Source organism: Streptomyces sp. NPDC039462 (genome assembly GCF_055639375.1).
The window spans coordinates 233,706-249,243 of the sequence record NZ_JBVKAO010000003.1 but is presented as its reverse complement, the minus strand read 5'-3'; the positions used below and the strand labels follow the sequence as shown (position 1 = coordinate 249,243).

General features: G+C 71.3%; 16 protein-coding genes. 6 read left to right on the top strand and 10 right to left on the bottom strand.

The annotated features are described in order from the left end of the window. Nucleotides 1–47: 47 nt before the first annotated feature. Nucleotides 48–2,108: an NPCBM/NEW2 domain-containing protein gene (locus ACZ7LU_RS18270; protein WP_471917218.1), complete on the top strand. Its 2,061-nt coding sequence runs from the start codon at nt 48–50 to the stop codon at nt 2,106–2,108. A 198-nt stretch (nt 2,109–2,306) separates the two neighbouring features. On the opposite strand, the gene ACZ7LU_RS18265 is transcribed toward ACZ7LU_RS18270, so the two are convergent. Then, nucleotides 2,307–2,999 (bottom strand): TetR/AcrR family transcriptional regulator, encoded by a 693-nt coding sequence (locus ACZ7LU_RS18265; RefSeq protein ID WP_471917217.1) that lies wholly within the window; start codon nt 2,997–2,999, stop codon nt 2,307–2,309. Nucleotides 3,000–3,052: 53 nt separating this feature from the next. On the opposite strand from ACZ7LU_RS18265, the gene ACZ7LU_RS18260 reads away from it, so the two are divergent. Further along, nucleotides 3,053–4,171 carry an FAD-dependent oxidoreductase gene (locus ACZ7LU_RS18260; RefSeq protein ID WP_471917216.1) on the top strand — a complete coding sequence of 373 codons (1,119 nt, stop codon included), beginning with the start codon at nt 3,053–3,055 and terminating at the stop codon, nt 4,169–4,171. Between the two features lie 129 nt (nt 4,172–4,300). On the opposite strand, the gene ACZ7LU_RS18255 is transcribed toward ACZ7LU_RS18260, so the two are convergent. Further along, entirely contained in the window at nt 4,301–5,269 is a 969-nt protein-coding gene (locus ACZ7LU_RS18255; RefSeq protein ID WP_398308296.1) for an ROK family protein, read from the bottom strand. A 98-nt stretch (nt 5,270–5,367) separates the two neighbouring features. Between ACZ7LU_RS18255 and ACZ7LU_RS18250 the strand changes: the two genes are divergently transcribed. Together ACZ7LU_RS18250 and ACZ7LU_RS18245 are read left to right on the top strand one after the other, a co-directional pair. Next, entirely contained in the window at nt 5,368–6,450 is a 1,083-nt protein-coding gene (locus tag ACZ7LU_RS18250; protein WP_471917215.1) for a LacI family DNA-binding transcriptional regulator, read from the top strand. A gap of 75 nt (nt 6,451–6,525) precedes the next feature. Beyond that, entirely contained in the window at nt 6,526–7,080 is a 555-nt protein-coding gene (locus ACZ7LU_RS18245; RefSeq protein WP_468715631.1) for a cysteine hydrolase family protein, read from the top strand. An 11-nt stretch (nt 7,081–7,091) separates the two neighbouring features. Here the strand turns inward: ACZ7LU_RS18245 and ACZ7LU_RS18240 are convergent, their stop codons facing one another. Beyond that, a complete protein-coding gene (locus ACZ7LU_RS18240; protein WP_471917214.1) occupies nt 7,092–7,586 on the bottom strand; it encodes a hypothetical protein in 495 nt (164 codons plus the stop codon). A gap of 54 nt (nt 7,587–7,640) precedes the next feature. Next, nucleotides 7,641–8,933: a DUF6986 family protein gene (locus tag ACZ7LU_RS18235; protein ID WP_471917213.1), complete on the bottom strand. Its 1,293-nt coding sequence runs from the start codon at nt 8,931–8,933 to the stop codon at nt 7,641–7,643. Nucleotides 8,934–9,178: 245 nt separating this feature from the next. Between ACZ7LU_RS18235 and ACZ7LU_RS18230 the strand changes: the two genes are divergently transcribed. Further along, entirely contained in the window at nt 9,179–10,087 is a 909-nt protein-coding gene (locus tag ACZ7LU_RS18230; RefSeq protein ID WP_470981741.1) for an endonuclease/exonuclease/phosphatase family protein, read from the top strand. A 59-nt stretch (nt 10,088–10,146) separates the two neighbouring features. Here the strand turns inward: ACZ7LU_RS18230 and ACZ7LU_RS18225 are convergent, their stop codons facing one another. The 4 genes from ACZ7LU_RS18225 to ACZ7LU_RS18210 all read right to left on the bottom strand — a co-directional run bounded on the left by ACZ7LU_RS18225 (nt 10,147) and on the right by ACZ7LU_RS18210 (nt 13,258). Continuing rightward, a complete protein-coding gene (locus tag ACZ7LU_RS18225; protein WP_468562940.1) occupies nt 10,147–11,109 on the bottom strand; it encodes an electron transfer flavoprotein subunit alpha/FixB family protein in 963 nt (320 codons plus the stop codon). A 57-nt stretch (nt 11,110–11,166) separates the two neighbouring features. Beyond that, nucleotides 11,167–11,952, bottom strand: coding sequence for an electron transfer flavoprotein subunit beta/FixA family protein (locus ACZ7LU_RS18220; RefSeq protein WP_365360227.1), 786 nt, complete (start codon nt 11,950–11,952; stop codon nt 11,167–11,169). A 231-nt stretch (nt 11,953–12,183) separates the two neighbouring features. Next, nucleotides 12,184–12,693, bottom strand: a complete 510-nt coding sequence (locus tag ACZ7LU_RS18215; protein ID WP_398308310.1) for a flavin reductase family protein — start codon at nt 12,691–12,693, stop codon at nt 12,184–12,186. A gap of 238 nt (nt 12,694–12,931) precedes the next feature. Then, entirely contained in the window at nt 12,932–13,258 is a 327-nt protein-coding gene (locus tag ACZ7LU_RS18210) for a thioredoxin family protein (protein WP_398308312.1), read from the bottom strand. 235 nt (nt 13,259–13,493) lie between these two features. On the opposite strand from ACZ7LU_RS18210, the gene ACZ7LU_RS18205 reads away from it, so the two are divergent. After that, the gene (locus ACZ7LU_RS18205) at nt 13,494–14,222 is read left to right on the top strand and encodes a lysophospholipid acyltransferase family protein (protein ID WP_398308313.1); all 729 of its coding nucleotides are present in this window, start codon (nt 13,494–13,496) and stop codon (nt 14,220–14,222) included. A gap of 13 nt (nt 14,223–14,235) precedes the next feature. Here the strand turns inward: ACZ7LU_RS18205 and ACZ7LU_RS18200 are convergent, their stop codons facing one another. Together ACZ7LU_RS18200 and ACZ7LU_RS18195 are read right to left on the bottom strand one after the other, a co-directional pair. After that, a complete protein-coding gene (locus tag ACZ7LU_RS18200) occupies nt 14,236–14,922 on the bottom strand; it encodes a B3/4 domain-containing protein (protein ID WP_398308315.1) in 687 nt (228 codons plus the stop codon). Nucleotides 14,923–14,935: 13 nt separating this feature from the next. Next, nucleotides 14,936–15,532 carry a transglutaminase-like domain-containing protein gene (locus ACZ7LU_RS18195; RefSeq protein ID WP_468562932.1) on the bottom strand — a complete coding sequence of 199 codons (597 nt, stop codon included), beginning with the start codon at nt 15,530–15,532 and terminating at the stop codon, nt 14,936–14,938. Nucleotides 15,533–15,538: the final 6 nt, after the last annotated feature.

Sequence of the window (15,538 nt, the reverse complement as noted above, 5' to 3'; positions counted from 1 at the left end):
CGTGCACCCAAACCCCCCATCTTCCGCGAGTACGGAGGAACGTAACCATGCGTCATCTCCCCGCCCGCACCATCCGCCGAAGAGTGGTCGGATCGCTGACCGCCGCCCTGCTGTGCGCCGCCGGGCTCGCCACGCCCGCCGCGGCACGTGACACCGCCGCCCCGCCCGCCACCGGGCAGGCCGCCGACTCACCCCGCGTGAAACTCCCCGACGGGCTGGCGCTCACCCCGCCCATGGGATTCAACAACTGGAACTCCACCCACTGCAGAGCCGAGTTCAACGAGGCGATGATCAAAGGAATCGCGGACATATTCGTCGAGAAGGGCTTGAAGGACGCCGGATACGAGTACGTCAATCTCGACGACTGCTGGGCGCTGCCGGAGCGCGACGCGAACGGCAAACTGGTACCGGACCCGGTGCGCTTCCCGAACGGCATCAAGGCGGTCGCCGACTACGTCCACGCCAAGGGGCTCAAGCTCGGCATCTACACCAGCGCGGGCACCAAGACCTGCAACGCCGCGGGCTTTCCCGGCGCGCTCGGCCACGAGCGCAGTGACGCCCAGCAGTTCGCCGACTGGGGCGTCGACTATCTCAAGTACGACAACTGCAACAACCAGGGCGTCGACGCCAAGAAGCGGTACATCGCGATGCGTGACGCGCTGAAGGCCGCCTCCGAGACCACCGGCAGGCCCATCGTCTACAGCATCTGCGAATGGGGCGAGAACAAGCCGTGGGAGTGGGCGGCGGACGTCGGCCATCTCTGGCGCACCACGGGTGACATCAGTGACAACTGGGGCTCCATGGTGTCGATCATGAAGCGGAACCTGCCGCTCGCGAAGTACGCGGGACCGGGCCACTGGAACGACCCCGACATGCTCGAGGTCGGCAACGGCGGCATGACGGACACCGAGTACCGCACGCACTTCTCGATGTGGTCGATCATGGCCGCGCCGCTGCTCATCGGCTCGGACCTGCGCAAGGCGTCCCCCGAGACCTTCGAGATCCTCGGCAACGAAGAAGTCATCGCCGTCGACCAGGACCCGCTCGGCAAGCAGGGCGAGGTCGTCTCGTCCCAGGGCGGGCGCTGGGTCGTCGCCAAGGAGATGGAGGACGGCAGCCGTGCCGTCGCCCTCTTCAACGAGACCGGCACCGCGCAGTCCGTCTCCACGACGGCGAAGGCGGTCGGCCTCCCCGACGCACACGCGTACACACTGCGCGATCTGTGGGAGCACAAGAGCTACAACACGGCGGGCCGGATCGCGGCGACCGTCCCGGCACACGGCACCGTGCTGCTGCGCGTGTCCGCCGGCGGAAAGTGGGCGCACCTCCCGCCGGCCGCCGAACTCGGCGTCGACGGCGCCCTGTTCGTGGAGGCGGGCAAGCCCGCGAAGGTCACCTCCAAGGTCACCAACCTGGGCCGCACGCCCGCCCAGCGGGTCGCCGTGACGCTCGACGCGCCCTCCGGCTGGACCGTGCGGGCGACCTCGCCGAGCACGGCACGCTCGCTGCGGACCGGCAGGACGCTCGCCACGTCCTGGACGGTCACCGCGCCCGCGGGCACGAACCCGGGCTCGTACGACGTGAACCTCAAGGCCACCTACCGCTCGCCGCACGGCGCGCGGGCCACGAAGGTGCTGCCGCTCGCGGCCCAGGTCGTCGTCGCGCCACCGGCGGGCGACTCCCTGCTGGGCGATCTGCCGTGGCTGTCGGCGACCAACGGCTGGGGGCCCGTGGAGCGCAACACCAGCAACGGCGACCGGGGCCTCGGCGACGGCAGGCCGATCACCATCGGCGGGAAGGTGTTCGCGAAGGGCCTCGGCGTGCACGCGGAGAGCGCCGTCGAGTACTACACCGGGGCGGCCTGCGAGAAGGTCACCGCGCAGGTCGGCGTCGACGACGAGACGATCGCGAAGGGCACGGTCGCCTTCGAGATCTGGGCGGACGGCGAGAAGGCCGCGTCGACCGGAGTGCTCACCAACGCCATGCCCGCGCAGGAACTGTCCGCGGATGTGAGCGGCGCCCAGGTGGTCCGTCTCGTCGTGACGGACGGCGGGGACGGCATCGACTCGGACCACGGCGACTGGGCGGACGCGACGCTGAGTTGTTGAGGGGTGGAGGCGGAGGCGCCGCACGCGTGCGCCTCCGTGACCTCGCCGTCCGCACAGGGGGCAGCGCCGAGGTAAGCCCAAAAGCCGCCAATACTTGATCTTGGCGCCCTGCGCAGTAGTGGCCGTCACCCAGGACCCTGTCATGCTCGTTGAGCAGTACGGCCCTCGGCCTCGCTCGCGTGCGGGCGGAGCTGAGCGTCACGCCGGCGGCAGGGCGAGTTTGGCGGCCACGGCGTCGAGGACCCAGTCAAGGCCGGTCGCGAAGGACGCCTCGGCGTCCACGTCCGTGCCCTCGTACACGGCCTTGGCCAACGCCGGGAAGCGGCCCGTGGCCAGCATTCTCGTCAGGTGCGGGCCGCGGGCGCGCTGCCAGTCGTGCTTGGACAGGCCCGTGGTGCGCTCGGCCCGCAGATTCGTGATCTCGCGGCGGATCGCGCCGTTGAAGTAGGCGCTGACGGTCTCGACGGCGCGCATGACGGTGTCGATGTCGGCGAGGCCGTCGAGGGCGGACAGAGTGGACTCGGCCACGGCGAGGCCGTTCGGGCCGAAGGCCGGGCGGCCGCCGAGCAGGTCGGCCAGCCATTCGTGACGGAGGGCGGCCTGCCTGGTGCGGTGGGCGAGGACGCGCAGCGCCTCCCGCCAGTCACCGGGCTGCTCCTCGGGGAGAATCTCGGCCTGGACCTCGTCCACCATGAGGTCGAACAGCTCCTCCTTCGTGGAGATGTATCTGTACAGCCGCATCGGACCCGCGTCCAGGCGAGCCGCGACCTTGCGCACCGACACCGCCTCCAGCCCAGCCTCGTCGGCCAGCGCGATGGCCGCGGTGACGATCCGCTCCCGGTCGAGCGGTACGGGGCGAGTCGGCGGCTCCGGCCGGTCCCACACGGTCATGGTCACTCCGAACTGTTGCGATGCATCGTAACGAGTAAATACAGTGTATCGACATGAGACACCGTATCGCTGTGGTCGGGAGCGGCCCCGCCGGCCTCACCTTCGCCCGCGTCCTGCACCGCCACGGCCATCCCGTCATCGTCCTCGAACGCGATCCCGCCCCCGACGCCCGCCCTCCGGGCGGCACCCTGGACCTGCACGAAGGGCTGGGCCAGCGCGCGCTGGACAAGGCGGGACTGCTGGCGGAGTTCCAGGCGCTGTCCCGTCCCGAGGGGCAGGCCATGCGCATCCTGGACACGGCCGGGACCGTCCTGCGCGACTGGCAACCCCGTCCGGACGACCGGGCCAACCCCGAGATCGACCGCGGACACCTCCGCGACCTGCTGCTCGGCCCTCTCGACGTCCAATGGGGCCGGGGCGTGACGCAGGTGGTGCCGGGGGCCCGGGATGGCGTACTGGTCCACTTCGCGGACGGGCGGCAGGAGGCGTTCGACCTCGTGGTCGGCGCGGACGGTGCCTGGTCCCGGACCCGCCCGGCGGTCTCGCCGGCGACACCGCACTACACCGGCGTCACCTACGTCGAGACCTTCCTCGACGATGTCGACACCCGCCACCCTGACCTCGCCCGGCTGATCGGCGACGGTTCCGTGGCCGTGTACGGCGTGAACCGGGCTCTCGTGGCCCAGCGCAACAGCGGCGGCCACGTCAAGGTGTACGCCCAGTTCCGCGCGCCGCTGGACTGGCACACGAACCTGGACCTGGCCGACGTCCAGGCCGTGCGATCGAGCCTGCTGGCTCTGTTCGACGGCTGGGCCGCTCCCGTCCTGGACCTCCTCCGCCGCAACACCGCTTTCGTCCACCGCCCCCTCTACGTCCTGCCCGTGTCCCACACCTGGGCCCACGTCCCCGGGGTGACGCTACTGGGCGACGCCGCCCACCTGATGCCCCCACTGGGGGCGGGCGCGAACCTCGCGATGCTGGAAGGCGCCGAACTCGCCGAGTCCATCGCCACCGGCCCTGCAGATCTGGACGAGGCCGTCCACGCCTTCGAGGAACAGATGTGGGCACGGGCCGGCAGGTGGGCAGAGATCACGACGGCCGGTCTGGAACGCCTCGTGAGCCCGGACCCTGCCGAAGCCCTCGCCCTCTTCGACCAAGTCCAGCCATCCTGACGGCCAAGCGCCAGAGCACCAGAGCACCAGAGCACCAGAGCACCAGTATCAACAGCTCGCCACGGCTTCACGGGAACGATCGAATGGCGACAGGCGCCGCCCGGCTTAGTCCTTGGCCCGCTCCCCTCCTCAGCCCCCCACCGCCGACCGAAGATCCACAGCCGCGCTCGGCGCTCCGTCGAGCGCGGCCGCCGCCGCTCCCACCAGACCCGCGTCCGTGCCCGTCAGCGCGGGGGCCACGGTCAGCCGGCGTACGAAGGACAGCGTGGCGTAGTCCCGAAGAGCGCGGCGCAGCGGCGTGAAGAGCACGTCGCCCGCCTTCGCCACTCCCCCGCCGATCACCGCGATGTCGATCTCGACGAGCGTGGCCGTGGCGGCGATCCCCGCGGCCAGCGCCTGGGCGGCCCGTTCGAAGGAGGCGAGTGCGACCGGGTCCCCGGCGCGGGCGGCCGCCGCCACCGCGGCCGCCGACGTGTCGCCGTCGGCGCCCGGGCGCCAGCCGTTCGCCACGGCGCGGCGCGCGATGTTCGGGCCGCTCGCTATCCGCTCGACGCAGCCGCGCGCCCCGCACGGGCAGGGGTCGCCGTCGAGGTCCACGCTGATGTGGCCGATGTGGCCCGCGTTCCCCGTGGGGCCCGGGTGCAGCTTGCCGCCGAGGACGAGGCCGCCGCCGACGCCGGTCGACACCACCATGCACAGCGCGTTGTCGTGGCCGCGGGCGGCGCCCTGCCAGTGCTCGGCGGCGGTCATCGCCACCCCGTCGCCGACCAGGACCACAGGGAGGCCGCCGGTGAGCGCGCGGACGCGGTCGACCAGCGGATAGCCGCGCCAGCCCGGGACGTTGACGGGGCTGACCGTGCCGGCCGACGCGTCGACGGGGCCCGCGCTGCCGATGCCCACGGCCGCCGCCCTGCCCCACAGCTCACTGCCGGTCAGCTCGGCGAGGACCTCCTCGACCGCCCGCATCACCGTGTCGCCGTCCTCACGCGCGGGCGTCGGCCGCTGTGCGCGCAGGAGGATCCGGCCGCGCCCGTCCACCAGGGCTCCGGCGATCTTGGTGCCGCCGATGTCGAGTGCGGCGACGAGGTCCATGTGCATCTGTGTCGGGTCTCCTGGTGTATCGGCAGGCCGGAGAGTGCGAAGGTCAGTCTCCCCTGCATCTGACAACGTTGTCCAGGCCCTATGCTCGACGCCGTATGCTCGACGACTCCGTGGACGACAGGACAGGACTGCGCACCGTGGCCGAGACCGCCGCTCGACGACCCGAGAACCGTTACGGCAACCGGCCGACCATGAAGGACGTGGCCGCGCGCGCGGGAGTCGGCCTGAAGACGGTCTCGCGCGTCGTGAACGGCGAGCCGGGCGTCACGCCCGACACCGAGCGCCGCGTCCAGGAGGCCATCGAGGCCCTGGGCTTCCGCCGCAACGACAGCGCGCGCGTGCTGCGCAAGGGCCGCACCGCCAGCATCGGCCTCGTCCTGGAGGATCTCGCCGACCCCTTCTACGGCCCGCTGAGCCGTGCCGTGGAGGAGGTCGCCCGGGCGCACGGCGCGCTGCTCATCAACGGATCGAGCGCCGAGGACCCGGACCGCGAGCAGGAGCTGGTGCTCGCCCTGTGCGCGCGGCGGGTCGACGGGCTCGTGGTGATCCCGGCCGGTGACGACCACCGCTATCTGGAGCCGGAGATCGCCGCGGGGGTCGCCACCGTCTTCGTCGACCGGCCCGCCGGGAGGATCGACGCCGACGTGGTGCTCTCCGACAGCTTCGGCGGCGCGCGGGACGGCGTCGCGCATCTCATCGCCCACGGTCACCGCCGTATCGGCTTCATCGGTGACCAGCCGCGCATCCACACCGCCATAGAACGGCTGCGCGGCTACCGCGCGGCGATGGAGGACGCGTACATTCCTGTCGACGAGGCGTGGGTGTCCCTCGGCGTCACCGATCCGGAGCGGGTCCGGACGGCGGCCGAGACGATGCTGAGCGGCCCCGAGCCGGTCACTGCGGTCTTCGCGGGCAACAACCGGGTGACGGTGACCGTCGTCCGCGTCCTTGCCGCCCTCGACCGTCCCGTGGCCCTGGTCGGCTTCGACGACATCGAGCTCGCCGACCTGCTGAGCCCGGGCGTGACGGTCGTGGCGCAGGACGCGGCGCAGCTGGGCAGGACGGCGGCGGAGCGGCTGTTCCGCAGGCTCGACGGTGTGCCGGAGGCGCCGGAGCGGATCGAGCTGCCGACGCGGCTCATCAAGCGCGGATCGGGTGAGCTGCCGCCCGCCGGCTGACGCGACCGGCTCGAACCGGCCCGGCCGGATGGGCCGGCTCGACTGACTCGGCCGACTCGGGGCAGGGAGCCTGTCATGACCACCGCATTGATTGTCGGCGACATCCAGCAGGGCATCGTGAACGGCTACCCCTTCGCCAGGCGTGTCGTGCCGCCGCTCACCGAACTGATCCCCCGTGCCCGCGCGGCCGGCGTCCTCGTCGTGTTCGTGCACTTCGCCGTCCGCGACAACGGATCCGACCTGCCGCCGGACAACGAACTGTTCAGGACGTTCCACGAAGCCGGGGACACCTTCCACGAGGGGTCGGCCGGGACGGGGATCGCTCTGCCGGTCGAGGACGAGGACGTCGTCGTGCTGAAACGCCGCGCCAGCGCGTTCGCCGGCACGGATCTCGAACTCGTGCTCCGCGCGCGGGGCATCAGCGCGCTCGCGGTCGCCGGCGTCGCGACCAGCGCGATGGTGGCCGCGACGTGCTACGACGCGGCGGACCGCGACTACCGCGTGACCGTGCTGCGGGACGGGTGCGCCGACGGCGATGTGGCGGTGCACGACTTCTTCATGGACTCCGTCTTCCCCAGCAGGGGGTTCGAGGTCGTGTCCTGCGTCGACTGGCCGGGGGAACGGCTCTGACGGCGGGTCGGCTACAGCCAGAAGACGACGGCGAGGGAGATCAGCGTGCCGAGTGCCAGCGCTCCGCCGACGGCTCCGACGACGAGGGCGTTCCGCTGACCTGCGGGCCGGAGCTCCGTCCAGCCCAGTTCCTCGGCCGCGCCGCGGATCAGGCGGTGGCCGTCGGCGGACGAGAAGGAGGTCCGCTCACTGCCGTCCAGTGAGCGGCTCCACGTGCGGTAGCGGCTCCGGCCGATCTCCACTGTGCTCTGCGGCACTCCGAACGGGCCGCGCTCGTCGGTGCGGACGATGTCCGTGATGGTGAAGGTCTTCTCCCGCGGGCGCAGTTGGACGCGGTAGGTGTGCACCTGTGTGACGCGTCGGCCCACCTGCGGGACGTCCACGATCAGGTCGAACCCCGGCTCCGTGCGCCGCAACCGGTACGACGTGCCGGTCGCGGCGGCGGTGGCGGCCGCCACGCGGGCGTACAGCGCCTCGGTGTCGCCTGCGCCAGGGGTTCCGTCCATCGGCTCGCTTCCCGCCCTGTCCCGGCAGGGCAGCCGGGACGACGGAGGCCGATGTTACTTGCCCGACCCCGTGAGGTCGCCGCGGCGCGGGCCCGCGAAGCCCTGCAGGCGGGCCAGGGTGAGGCCGGTGAGCCGGGTGACCTCGCCGGCGTCGAGGGCGCCGCAGTCGAGGCCGCGCAGCAGGTAGCCGGCGAGGGCCTTGGCGGTGGCGGGCTCGTCGGCCACGCCGCCGCCCTCGTGGTGACCGGCGTAGGTGGCCAGGCGGGCGGCGGCAGCTTCGAAGCCCTCGCGGTAGAACGCGAACACCGCGGCGTAGCGCGTGGGGATGTGGCCGGGGTGCATGTCCCAGCCCTGGTAGTAGGCGCGGGCCAGGGCGCGCCGGGTGAGGCCGTAGTGCAGCCGCCAGGCGTCGTGGACCTGCTCGGTGGTGCCGACGGGCAGGACGTTGGTGGAGCCGTCCGAGACGCGTACTCCCGTGCCGGCGGCGGCGACCTGCATGACGGCCTTGGCGTGGTCGGCGGCCGGGTGGTCGCTGGCCTGGTAGGCGGCGCTGACGTGCAGGCAGGCGCTGTAGTCGAAGGTGCCGTAGTGCAGCCCCGTCGCGCGGCCCTCGGCGGCCTGGATCATGCGGGCGACGGCGGCGGTGCCGTCGGTGGCGAGGATGGACTGGCTGGTCTCGATCTGGATCTCGAAGCCGATGCGGCCCCGCTCCAGGCCGCGCGCCTTCTCGAACTCCTCCAGGAGGCGCACCATCGCGGTGACCTGCTCGGGGTACGTCACCTTGGGCAGGGTGAGGACGAGTCCGTCGGGCAGGCCGCCCGCCTCCATGAGGCCGGACAGGAAGACGTCGAGGGTGCGGATGCCGCGGTCGCGTACCGCCTCCTCCATGCACTTCATGCGGATGCCCATGTACGGGGCGGCGGTGCCGTTCTTGTACGCCTCGGCGACCAGGCGGGCGGCGCGGGCGGCGTCCTGGTCCTCGTCGGTGCCCTTGTAGCCGTCCTCGAAGTCGATGCGCAGGTCTTCGATCGGCTCGCGCTGCAGCTTGGTGCGCACGCGCGTGTAGACGGCGTCGGCCAGGTCGTCGTCCAGGCCGAGGACGGCGGCGAAGGACGCGGCGTCCGGGGCGTGCTCGTCGAGCATCTCCAGGGCCTTGTCGCCCCAGGTGCGGATGGTGTCGGCGGCGAACTGCTGACCGGGGACGTACACGGTGTGGACGGGCTGGCGGGTGCCGGGGTCGCCGGGGTAGCGGCGGTCGAGCTCCGCGTCCACCGGGGCGAGGGAAGCGCTGATGCCTTCGCTGACCGCGCCGGCGAGGCTCGTCGCCACCTTCTCTTGCTGACCCATTCCTGCATCCTCCACACGCTCGGTGCCGCGCCCGGCATTTCCGCTTCACGGAATCAACAATCCGTATAGCGAAGTTATCCGTGACCTTCGTGCTGGTCAACACCTTCCCGTGTCCTGCATCCGTAGCGGACCGCGCGCGTTGACGCGTGTCCCGTACCCCGGCGGGGACCGACGCGGCCAGTCTGTGGCCCACATCCTCCCGCGACCCCGGTGCCGGCCGCGCGGACCGAACTCAAGGAGCTTGCGTGCCCATCGACTCCCCCTTCACGCGCCGTTCCGTCCTGCGGACGGCGCTCGCCGCCGCCGTGGCGGTCCCACTGTCGGGCAAGGCGCTGTCCGGCAGCCCGGCCCACGCCGCCGAAGCGCCGGAGGATCCGGAGGCGCGCCTGGAGGTCATGTCGTACAACGTCCGCTTCGCGAGCAACAGGCCACCGCACACCTGGGCCGAGCGCCGCCCGGTCATGAAGGAGATGCTCCTGCGCGCCCAGCCGCACGTCATCGGCACCCAGGAGGGCCTCTACTACCAGTTGCAGGACATCGAGACGGACCTCGGCTCGAACTACGACTGGGTCGGCACGGGTGTCGGGGGCGGCAGCCGCGACGAGTTCATGGCCGTCTTCTACGACAACCGCCGGCTGTTCCCGCTCGAGTACGAACACTTCTGGCTGTCGGACACCCCGTACACCATCGCTTCGAACACCTGGGGGGCCAACTCGCCCCGCATGGCTTCCTGGGTGCGCTTCCTCGACCTGGTCACGAACACCCAGCTGTACGTCCTGAACACGCACTTCGACCACGTCAGCCAGGACGCGCGCGAGCGTTCCGCGAGCCTCATGGTGGAGCGCATCGCCCTGATGAAGACGACCACGCCACTCATCGTGACGGGCGACTTCAACGCGACGGCGCACGACAACTCCGTCTACACCACGATGCTGGGCGCCGGTCTCGTCGACACCTGGGACGCCGCCAAGGAACGCGGCCCGGCGTACGGCACGTTCGGCGGTTACCGGCCGCCCGTCCTGGGCGGCGGGCGCATCGACTGGGTCCTGACGAGGCCGACGGCGACGGTGCACGCGGCGTCGGTGAACACCTTCTCGCTCGGCGGGCAGTACCCGAGCGACCACTGGGCCGTCCAGGTCACGATGACGCTGTGACGCGGCGAGGCCCCCGCTCCGCTGTGCGCGGGGGCGAGGGCCTCGTACCGACAGCGGGGTCAGCCCTTGCGGGACTTGACCTCTTCGGTGAGCTGCGGGACGACCTCGAACAGGTCGCCGACCACGCCGTAGTCGACGAGGTCGAAGATCGGGGCCTCGGCGTCCTTGTTGATGGCGACGATGGTCTTCGAGGTCTGCATGCCGGCGCGGTGCTGGATCGCGCCGGAGATGCCGGACGCGATGTACAGCTGCGGGGAGACCGACTTGCCCGTCTGGCCGACCTGGTTGGAGTGCGGGTACCAGCCGGCGTCGACCGCGGCGCGCGAGGCGCCGACAGCGGCACCGAGCGAGTCGGCGAGGGCCTCGATGATCGAGAAGTTCTCGGCGCCGTTGACACCGCGGCCGCCGGAGACCACGATCGCGGCCTCGGTCAGCTCAGGGCGGCCCGTCGACTCGCGCGGGGTGCGCCCGACGACCTTGGTGCCGGTGGCCTTCTCGGAGAAGGAGACGGACAGGGCCTCGACGGTGCCCGCGGCCGGGGCGGCCTCCACGGCGGCCGAGTTCGGCTTGACCGTGATGACCGGGGTGCCCCGGGAGACCCGGGACTTGGTGGTGTACGAGGCGGCGAACACGGACTGCGTGGCCACCGGGCCCTCGTCGCCGGCCTCCAGGTCGACGGCGTCCGTGATGATGCCGGACTTGATGCGGACCGCGAGGCGGGCCGCGATCTCCTTGGCCTCGGCGGACGAGGGGAAGAGCACGGCGGCCGGGGACACGGCGTCGTACGCGGCCTGGAGCGCGTCCACCTTCGGTACGACGAGGTAGTCGGCGAACTCGGGGGCGTCGGCGGTGAGGACCTTCACCGCGCCGTGCTCGGCGAGCGTGGCGGCGGTGGCCTCGGCGCCGGCACCCAGGGCGACGGCGACGGGCTCGCCGACGCGGCGGGCCAGGGTCAGCAGCTCCAGGGTGGGCTTGCGGACGGCGCCGTCCACGTGGTCGACGTAGACGAGAACTTCAGCCATGGGACTTCAATCTCCTGCGGTACGAAGAAGTTGGGCGGTTGAGGGGATGACTGAAGCTCAGATGAACTTCTGGCCGGCGAGGAACTCGGCCAGCTGCTTGCCGCCCTCGCCCTCGTCCTTGACGATCGTGCCGGCCGTGCGGGCCGGACGCTCGGCGGCGGAGTCGACCTTGGTCCAGGCACCCTCGAGGCCGACCTCTTCGGCGTCGATGTCCAGGTCGTCCAGGTCGAGCGACTCCACCGGCTTCTTCTTGGCGGCCATGATGCCCTTGAAGGACGGGTAGCGGGCCTCGCCCGACTGGTCCGTCACGGACACGACGGCCGGCAGGGATGCCTCCAGCTGCTCGCTGGCGGAGTCGCCGTCACGACGGCCCTTGACCACACCGTCCTCGACCGAGACCTCGGAGAGCAGCGTGACCTGCGGGACGCCGAGGCGCTCCGCGAGGATCGCCGGCAGCACGCCCATGGTGCCGTCGGTGGAGGCCATACCGGCGATGACCAGGTCGTAACCGGTCTTCTCGATGGCCTTGGCGAGCACCAGCGAGGTGCCCATCACGTCGGTGCCGTGCAGGTCGTCGTCCTCGACGTGGACGGCCTTGTCGGCGCCCATGGAGAGCGCCTTGCGCAGCGCGTCCTTGGCGTCCTCGGGGCCGACGGTCAGCACGGTGATCTCCGCGTCGTCCGCCTCGTCGGCGATCTGCAGCGCCTGCTCGACCGCGTACTCGTCGAGCTCCGACAGCAGGCCGTCGACGTCGTCGCGGTCGACGGTCAGGTCATCGGCGAAGTGCCGGTCGCCGGTGGCGTCGGGCACGTACTTCACACAGACAACGATCCTCAAGCTCACGCCGGCTCTCCTACTGCATCGTCTTTATTGGGCTGCTGCCTCGGCTATGGCTACTGCCTTCTTGCAGGCAGCATAGGCGCCTGAAGCGGCGGATCCCGGTCGGGGCGGCCCGCGCTCCGAACGAAATATTACTCATGAGTACACCCAGTTCATTCCCACTGAGCAAGCGCTTTGAACTGTGACCTTCCCAACGCTCCGTAATCACCCGGAGCGCCCCTTCCGCGGGAACTCTCAGTCGCGCAGCGCGTTGAAGCGCCCCTGGTGGTATAGGAGCGGGCGCCCCTCCTCCTCGCGGTCGCCGACGACGGCCTCCGCGAGCACGATGCGGTGGTCGCCCGCGGGCACGCGCGCGACGATCCGGCACACCAGCCAGGCGAGCGCGCCGTCGAGCACGGGCACGCCCTCGGGCCCCGCGCGCCAGCTCGTGGGCGCGCCGAAGCGGTCGGCGCCGCTCCGCGCGAACGTCGCGGCGAGTTCCTGCTGCCGTTCGGCGAGCACGTGGACGCCGACGTGCGTGGCCTCGGAGAGCGCGGGCCAGCAGGAGGAGCCCGTGCCGATGCCGAAGGACAGCATCGGGGGCTCCGCGGAGACCGAGGCGAGCGAGGTGGCGGTGAAGCCGACGGGCCGGGCGCCGTGCGTGGCGGTGATCACGGCGACGCCCGCGGCGTGCTGCCGGAATACCGAGCGCAGCAGCTCGGGCGTGGCGAGCCGGGGGGTGGTGAGGGCTGACGATGCCGTCATGGAGTTGTCCTTCTGCCGGGGGTTGCCGGAGGTGCGAGCGGAGGCGTCGTTGCTCAGCACTGCGGACAGCGCGCGCTGGCGTGGCGGCCGAGGTCCACGTGGACGCGCTCGTACAGAAGGAGATCCCGGGGCATGGAGGCAGGCTCGCGATAGATGCCGCGTGCAGTCAAGTCCGTTCCGCAAGGTGAAAGAAGCGTCACGCTCCCGGGCCGCCCCTCGCGACCCGCGCGGCACCCGGTCACACGGCCTCCCCCAGCGCGGCGATCACATCGGCTCTGCGGGGCTGTCCGGCGGCCCGGCGCACCACCTGCCCCGTCGCGTCCAGGACGAGCACGGTGGGGGTCTTGAGGACGCGCAGCTCCCGTACGAGATCGAGCCGTGCCTCGGCGTCGATCTCCACGTGGGTCACGCCGGGGACCATCTCCGCCACGTCCGCGAGCACTCTGCGGGTCGCCCGGCAGGGCTGGCAGAAGGCGCTGGAGAACTGCACGAGTGTGGCCCGCTCCCCGAGCCGCTCGCCGATGTCCGCCGCGCCGAGCGGTCGCCCGGTCCCGCCTGTCCGCACGTCTGCCTCCGCCCCGACGCGCTCTGCCGCACGCCTGTTCCGATCGCTCTGGAGTACAGCATCCGCAGGCCGCGGATGATTCCTACGTGACGAGAATCTCGCGGATTGAAGGCACCAAGGCTGGTCACTCGTCCGTTATTGGGGCACGATCTGCGCAACGCCGAAAAACCTACGGCTGCGTAACTTCCCGCCGGGAACCCCCTCCCCAGGCAAAAACGAAGGGTCATCCCCACCCATGGCAGAGCTTGTCTACCGTCCGGTCATCGGTGCCGCGAAAACCCTGTTCAAGGCATGGGACCTGAAGATCGACTGCAAGGGGTCGGAGAACATCCCGCGCTCCGGCGGGGCGGTTCTCGTCAGCAACCACATCAGCTACCTCGACTTCATCTTCGACGGGCTCGCCGCGCTGCCGCAGAAGCGCGTGGTGCGGTTCATGGCGAAGGAGTCGGTGTTCCGGCACAAGATCTCCGGGCCGCTGATGCGCGGGATGAAGCACATTCCCGTCGACCGCGACAAGGGCGAGACGGCGTACGCGCACGCGCTGGACTCGCTGCGCTCCGGGGAGATCATCGGCGTCTTTCCCGAGGCGACGATCTCGCAGTCGTTCACGCTGAAGACGTTCAAGTCCGGTGCCGCGCGGCTGGCCCAGGAGGCCGGGGTGCCGCTGATCCCGATGGCCCTGTGGGGCACGCAGCGGCTGTGGACCAAGGGTCACCCGCGCAACTTCAAGCGCAGCCACCTGCCGATCACGATCCGGGTCGGCGAGCCGGTGGAGGCGCCGAAGGACCAGTACGCGGGTGCGATCACCCGGCGGCTGCGCGAGCGCTGCCAGGAGCTCCTGGAGGCCGCGCAGCGCGCCTATCCGGTGCGCCCCAAGGGTCCGGACGACACCTGGTGGATGCCGGCGCACCTGGGCGGCACCGCGCCGACCCCGGCCGAGGTGAAGGCCGCCGAGGCCGGCTGAACCGGCCGCGGCGCTAGCGCGGCGGGCGGACGGTGATCCGTGCGCCCGGGCTGGTCTTCGCCAGGAGTTCGGCCAGTTCGGCGGCCGCCGCTTCGAGGCCGGCGTCCTGTCCCATGCCTTCGAGCAGGAAGATCGCGTTCACCGACTCCTCGGTGAGGCGGGTGCGCGGGCCCTGGCGCCAGTTCCAGCGGCGGCAGGTGACGCCCTCGTCGTCGCACCACACGACCTCGCCCGCGTCGGGGTGCTCCACGACCCGCTCCCCCGCGGCCGCGGTCACGAACTCCTCGTCCCCGGTGGCCCGCACGAGGCGCATGCCGCCCTTGATCCGGTCCAGGTCCTCACCACCGACCGGGATCAGGTGGGCCACGCTGATGGCGTTGTAGACGTCGACGAGCGTGTTGATCCGCGGCAGGCCGCCGTCGGCGAGCGCGCGCTTGGCCAGCGCCTCGGCGGAGTTGCGGGTACGCGAGGGCTTCGCGCCGAAGGCCGTGTACGCGGCGCGCCAGGCGATCATGTGCGGGTCCTCGTGCGGGGCGCGCCCGTCGAGGCGTACGGCCAGCCGGCGGGCGGCGTCGTCGAGGAGGGCGGAGGTGGCCTCCGTGCTGGGGCCGTTGACGAGCCCACGGGCGTCGACGGCGACGTGGGTGAAGCCGGGCGCGAGGGCGCGGACCTCGTCGGAGACGGTCAGGTCGATGGTCATGGTCCGTCGTGCCTCACAGTTCTGCGGGGTAGATCTGCCAGAGGTGGAGTCGGTCCCTGGCCTCTTTGAGCACGCGGAGCGCCACGGGACTCGGTTCAGCATAGAGGACCGGATAGTCCACTTCATTGGACTCCGGGTCCACCGGCCAGGCCAGCTGTTCCTCGCCGAGGCGGAACTGCGCGTCGACGCCGGCCGGGATGTTGCCGCGCGGGTCCTGCCGGTGCCAGGCGCCGTCGAGCCGCACGGCGACCAGGCCGTGCAAGGAGTAGCCGCTGGTGTTGTCGTCCCGCAGGCGCTGGTAGCAGAACCCCGTCGGGATGTCCTCGGCCCGCAGCAGGGCGGCCAGCGCGTGGGACTTGGCGGTGCAGATGCCGGTCCGTTCGCGCAGCACGTCGGAGGCGCGCCAGGTGACCTCCATGCGGCCGGAGTCCTGCGAGTGCGGAATGGCGTCGCGCACGAACTCGAAGGCGGCGCGTGCGTAGGCGTACGTATCGGCGGATGTTTTTGCGAGAGCGGCCGCCGTCTCGCGGACCAGCGGATGATGGTGGTCGACGACCTCGTCCGCCGCCAAGTACGCAGACAGGTCGGGGTTTTCCTGGATCAGCTGCATGCCACG

Coding starts and splice junctions, on each gene's coding strand:
- ACZ7LU_RS18270 (WP_471917218.1), top strand. CDS start 48: ATGCGTCATCTCCCCGCCCGCACCATCCGCCGAAGAGTGGTCGGATCG.
- ACZ7LU_RS18255 (WP_398308296.1), bottom strand. CDS start 5,269: ATGCACATGGACCTCGTCGCCGCACTCGACATCGGCGGCACCAAGATC.
- ACZ7LU_RS18205 (WP_398308313.1), top strand. CDS start 13,494: ATGGCAGAGCTTGTCTACCGTCCGGTCATCGGTGCCGCGAAAACCCTG.
- ACZ7LU_RS18245 (WP_468715631.1), top strand. CDS start 6,526: ATGACCACCGCATTGATTGTCGGCGACATCCAGCAGGGCATCGTGAAC.
- ACZ7LU_RS18225 (WP_468562940.1), bottom strand. CDS start 11,109: ATGGCTGAAGTTCTCGTCTACGTCGACCACGTGGACGGCGCCGTCCGC.
- ACZ7LU_RS18265 (WP_471917217.1), bottom strand. CDS start 2,999: ATGACCGTGTGGGACCGGCCGGAGCCGCCGACTCGCCCCGTACCGCTC.
- ACZ7LU_RS18215 (WP_398308310.1), bottom strand. CDS start 12,693: ATGACGGCATCGTCAGCCCTCACCACCCCCCGGCTCGCCACGCCCGAG.
- ACZ7LU_RS18235 (WP_471917213.1), bottom strand. CDS start 8,933: ATGGGTCAGCAAGAGAAGGTGGCGACGAGCCTCGCCGGCGCGGTCAGC.
- ACZ7LU_RS18260 (WP_471917216.1), top strand. CDS start 3,053: ATGAGACACCGTATCGCTGTGGTCGGGAGCGGCCCCGCCGGCCTCACC.
- ACZ7LU_RS18250 (WP_471917215.1), top strand. CDS start 5,368: ATGCTCGACGACTCCGTGGACGACAGGACAGGACTGCGCACCGTGGCC.
- ACZ7LU_RS18195 (WP_468562932.1), bottom strand. CDS start 15,532: ATGCAGCTGATCCAGGAAAACCCCGACCTGTCTGCGTACTTGGCGGCG.
- ACZ7LU_RS18200 (WP_398308315.1), bottom strand. CDS start 14,922: ATGACCATCGACCTGACCGTCTCCGACGAGGTCCGCGCCCTCGCGCCC.
- ACZ7LU_RS18240 (WP_471917214.1), bottom strand. CDS start 7,586: ATGGACGGAACCCCTGGCGCAGGCGACACCGAGGCGCTGTACGCCCGC.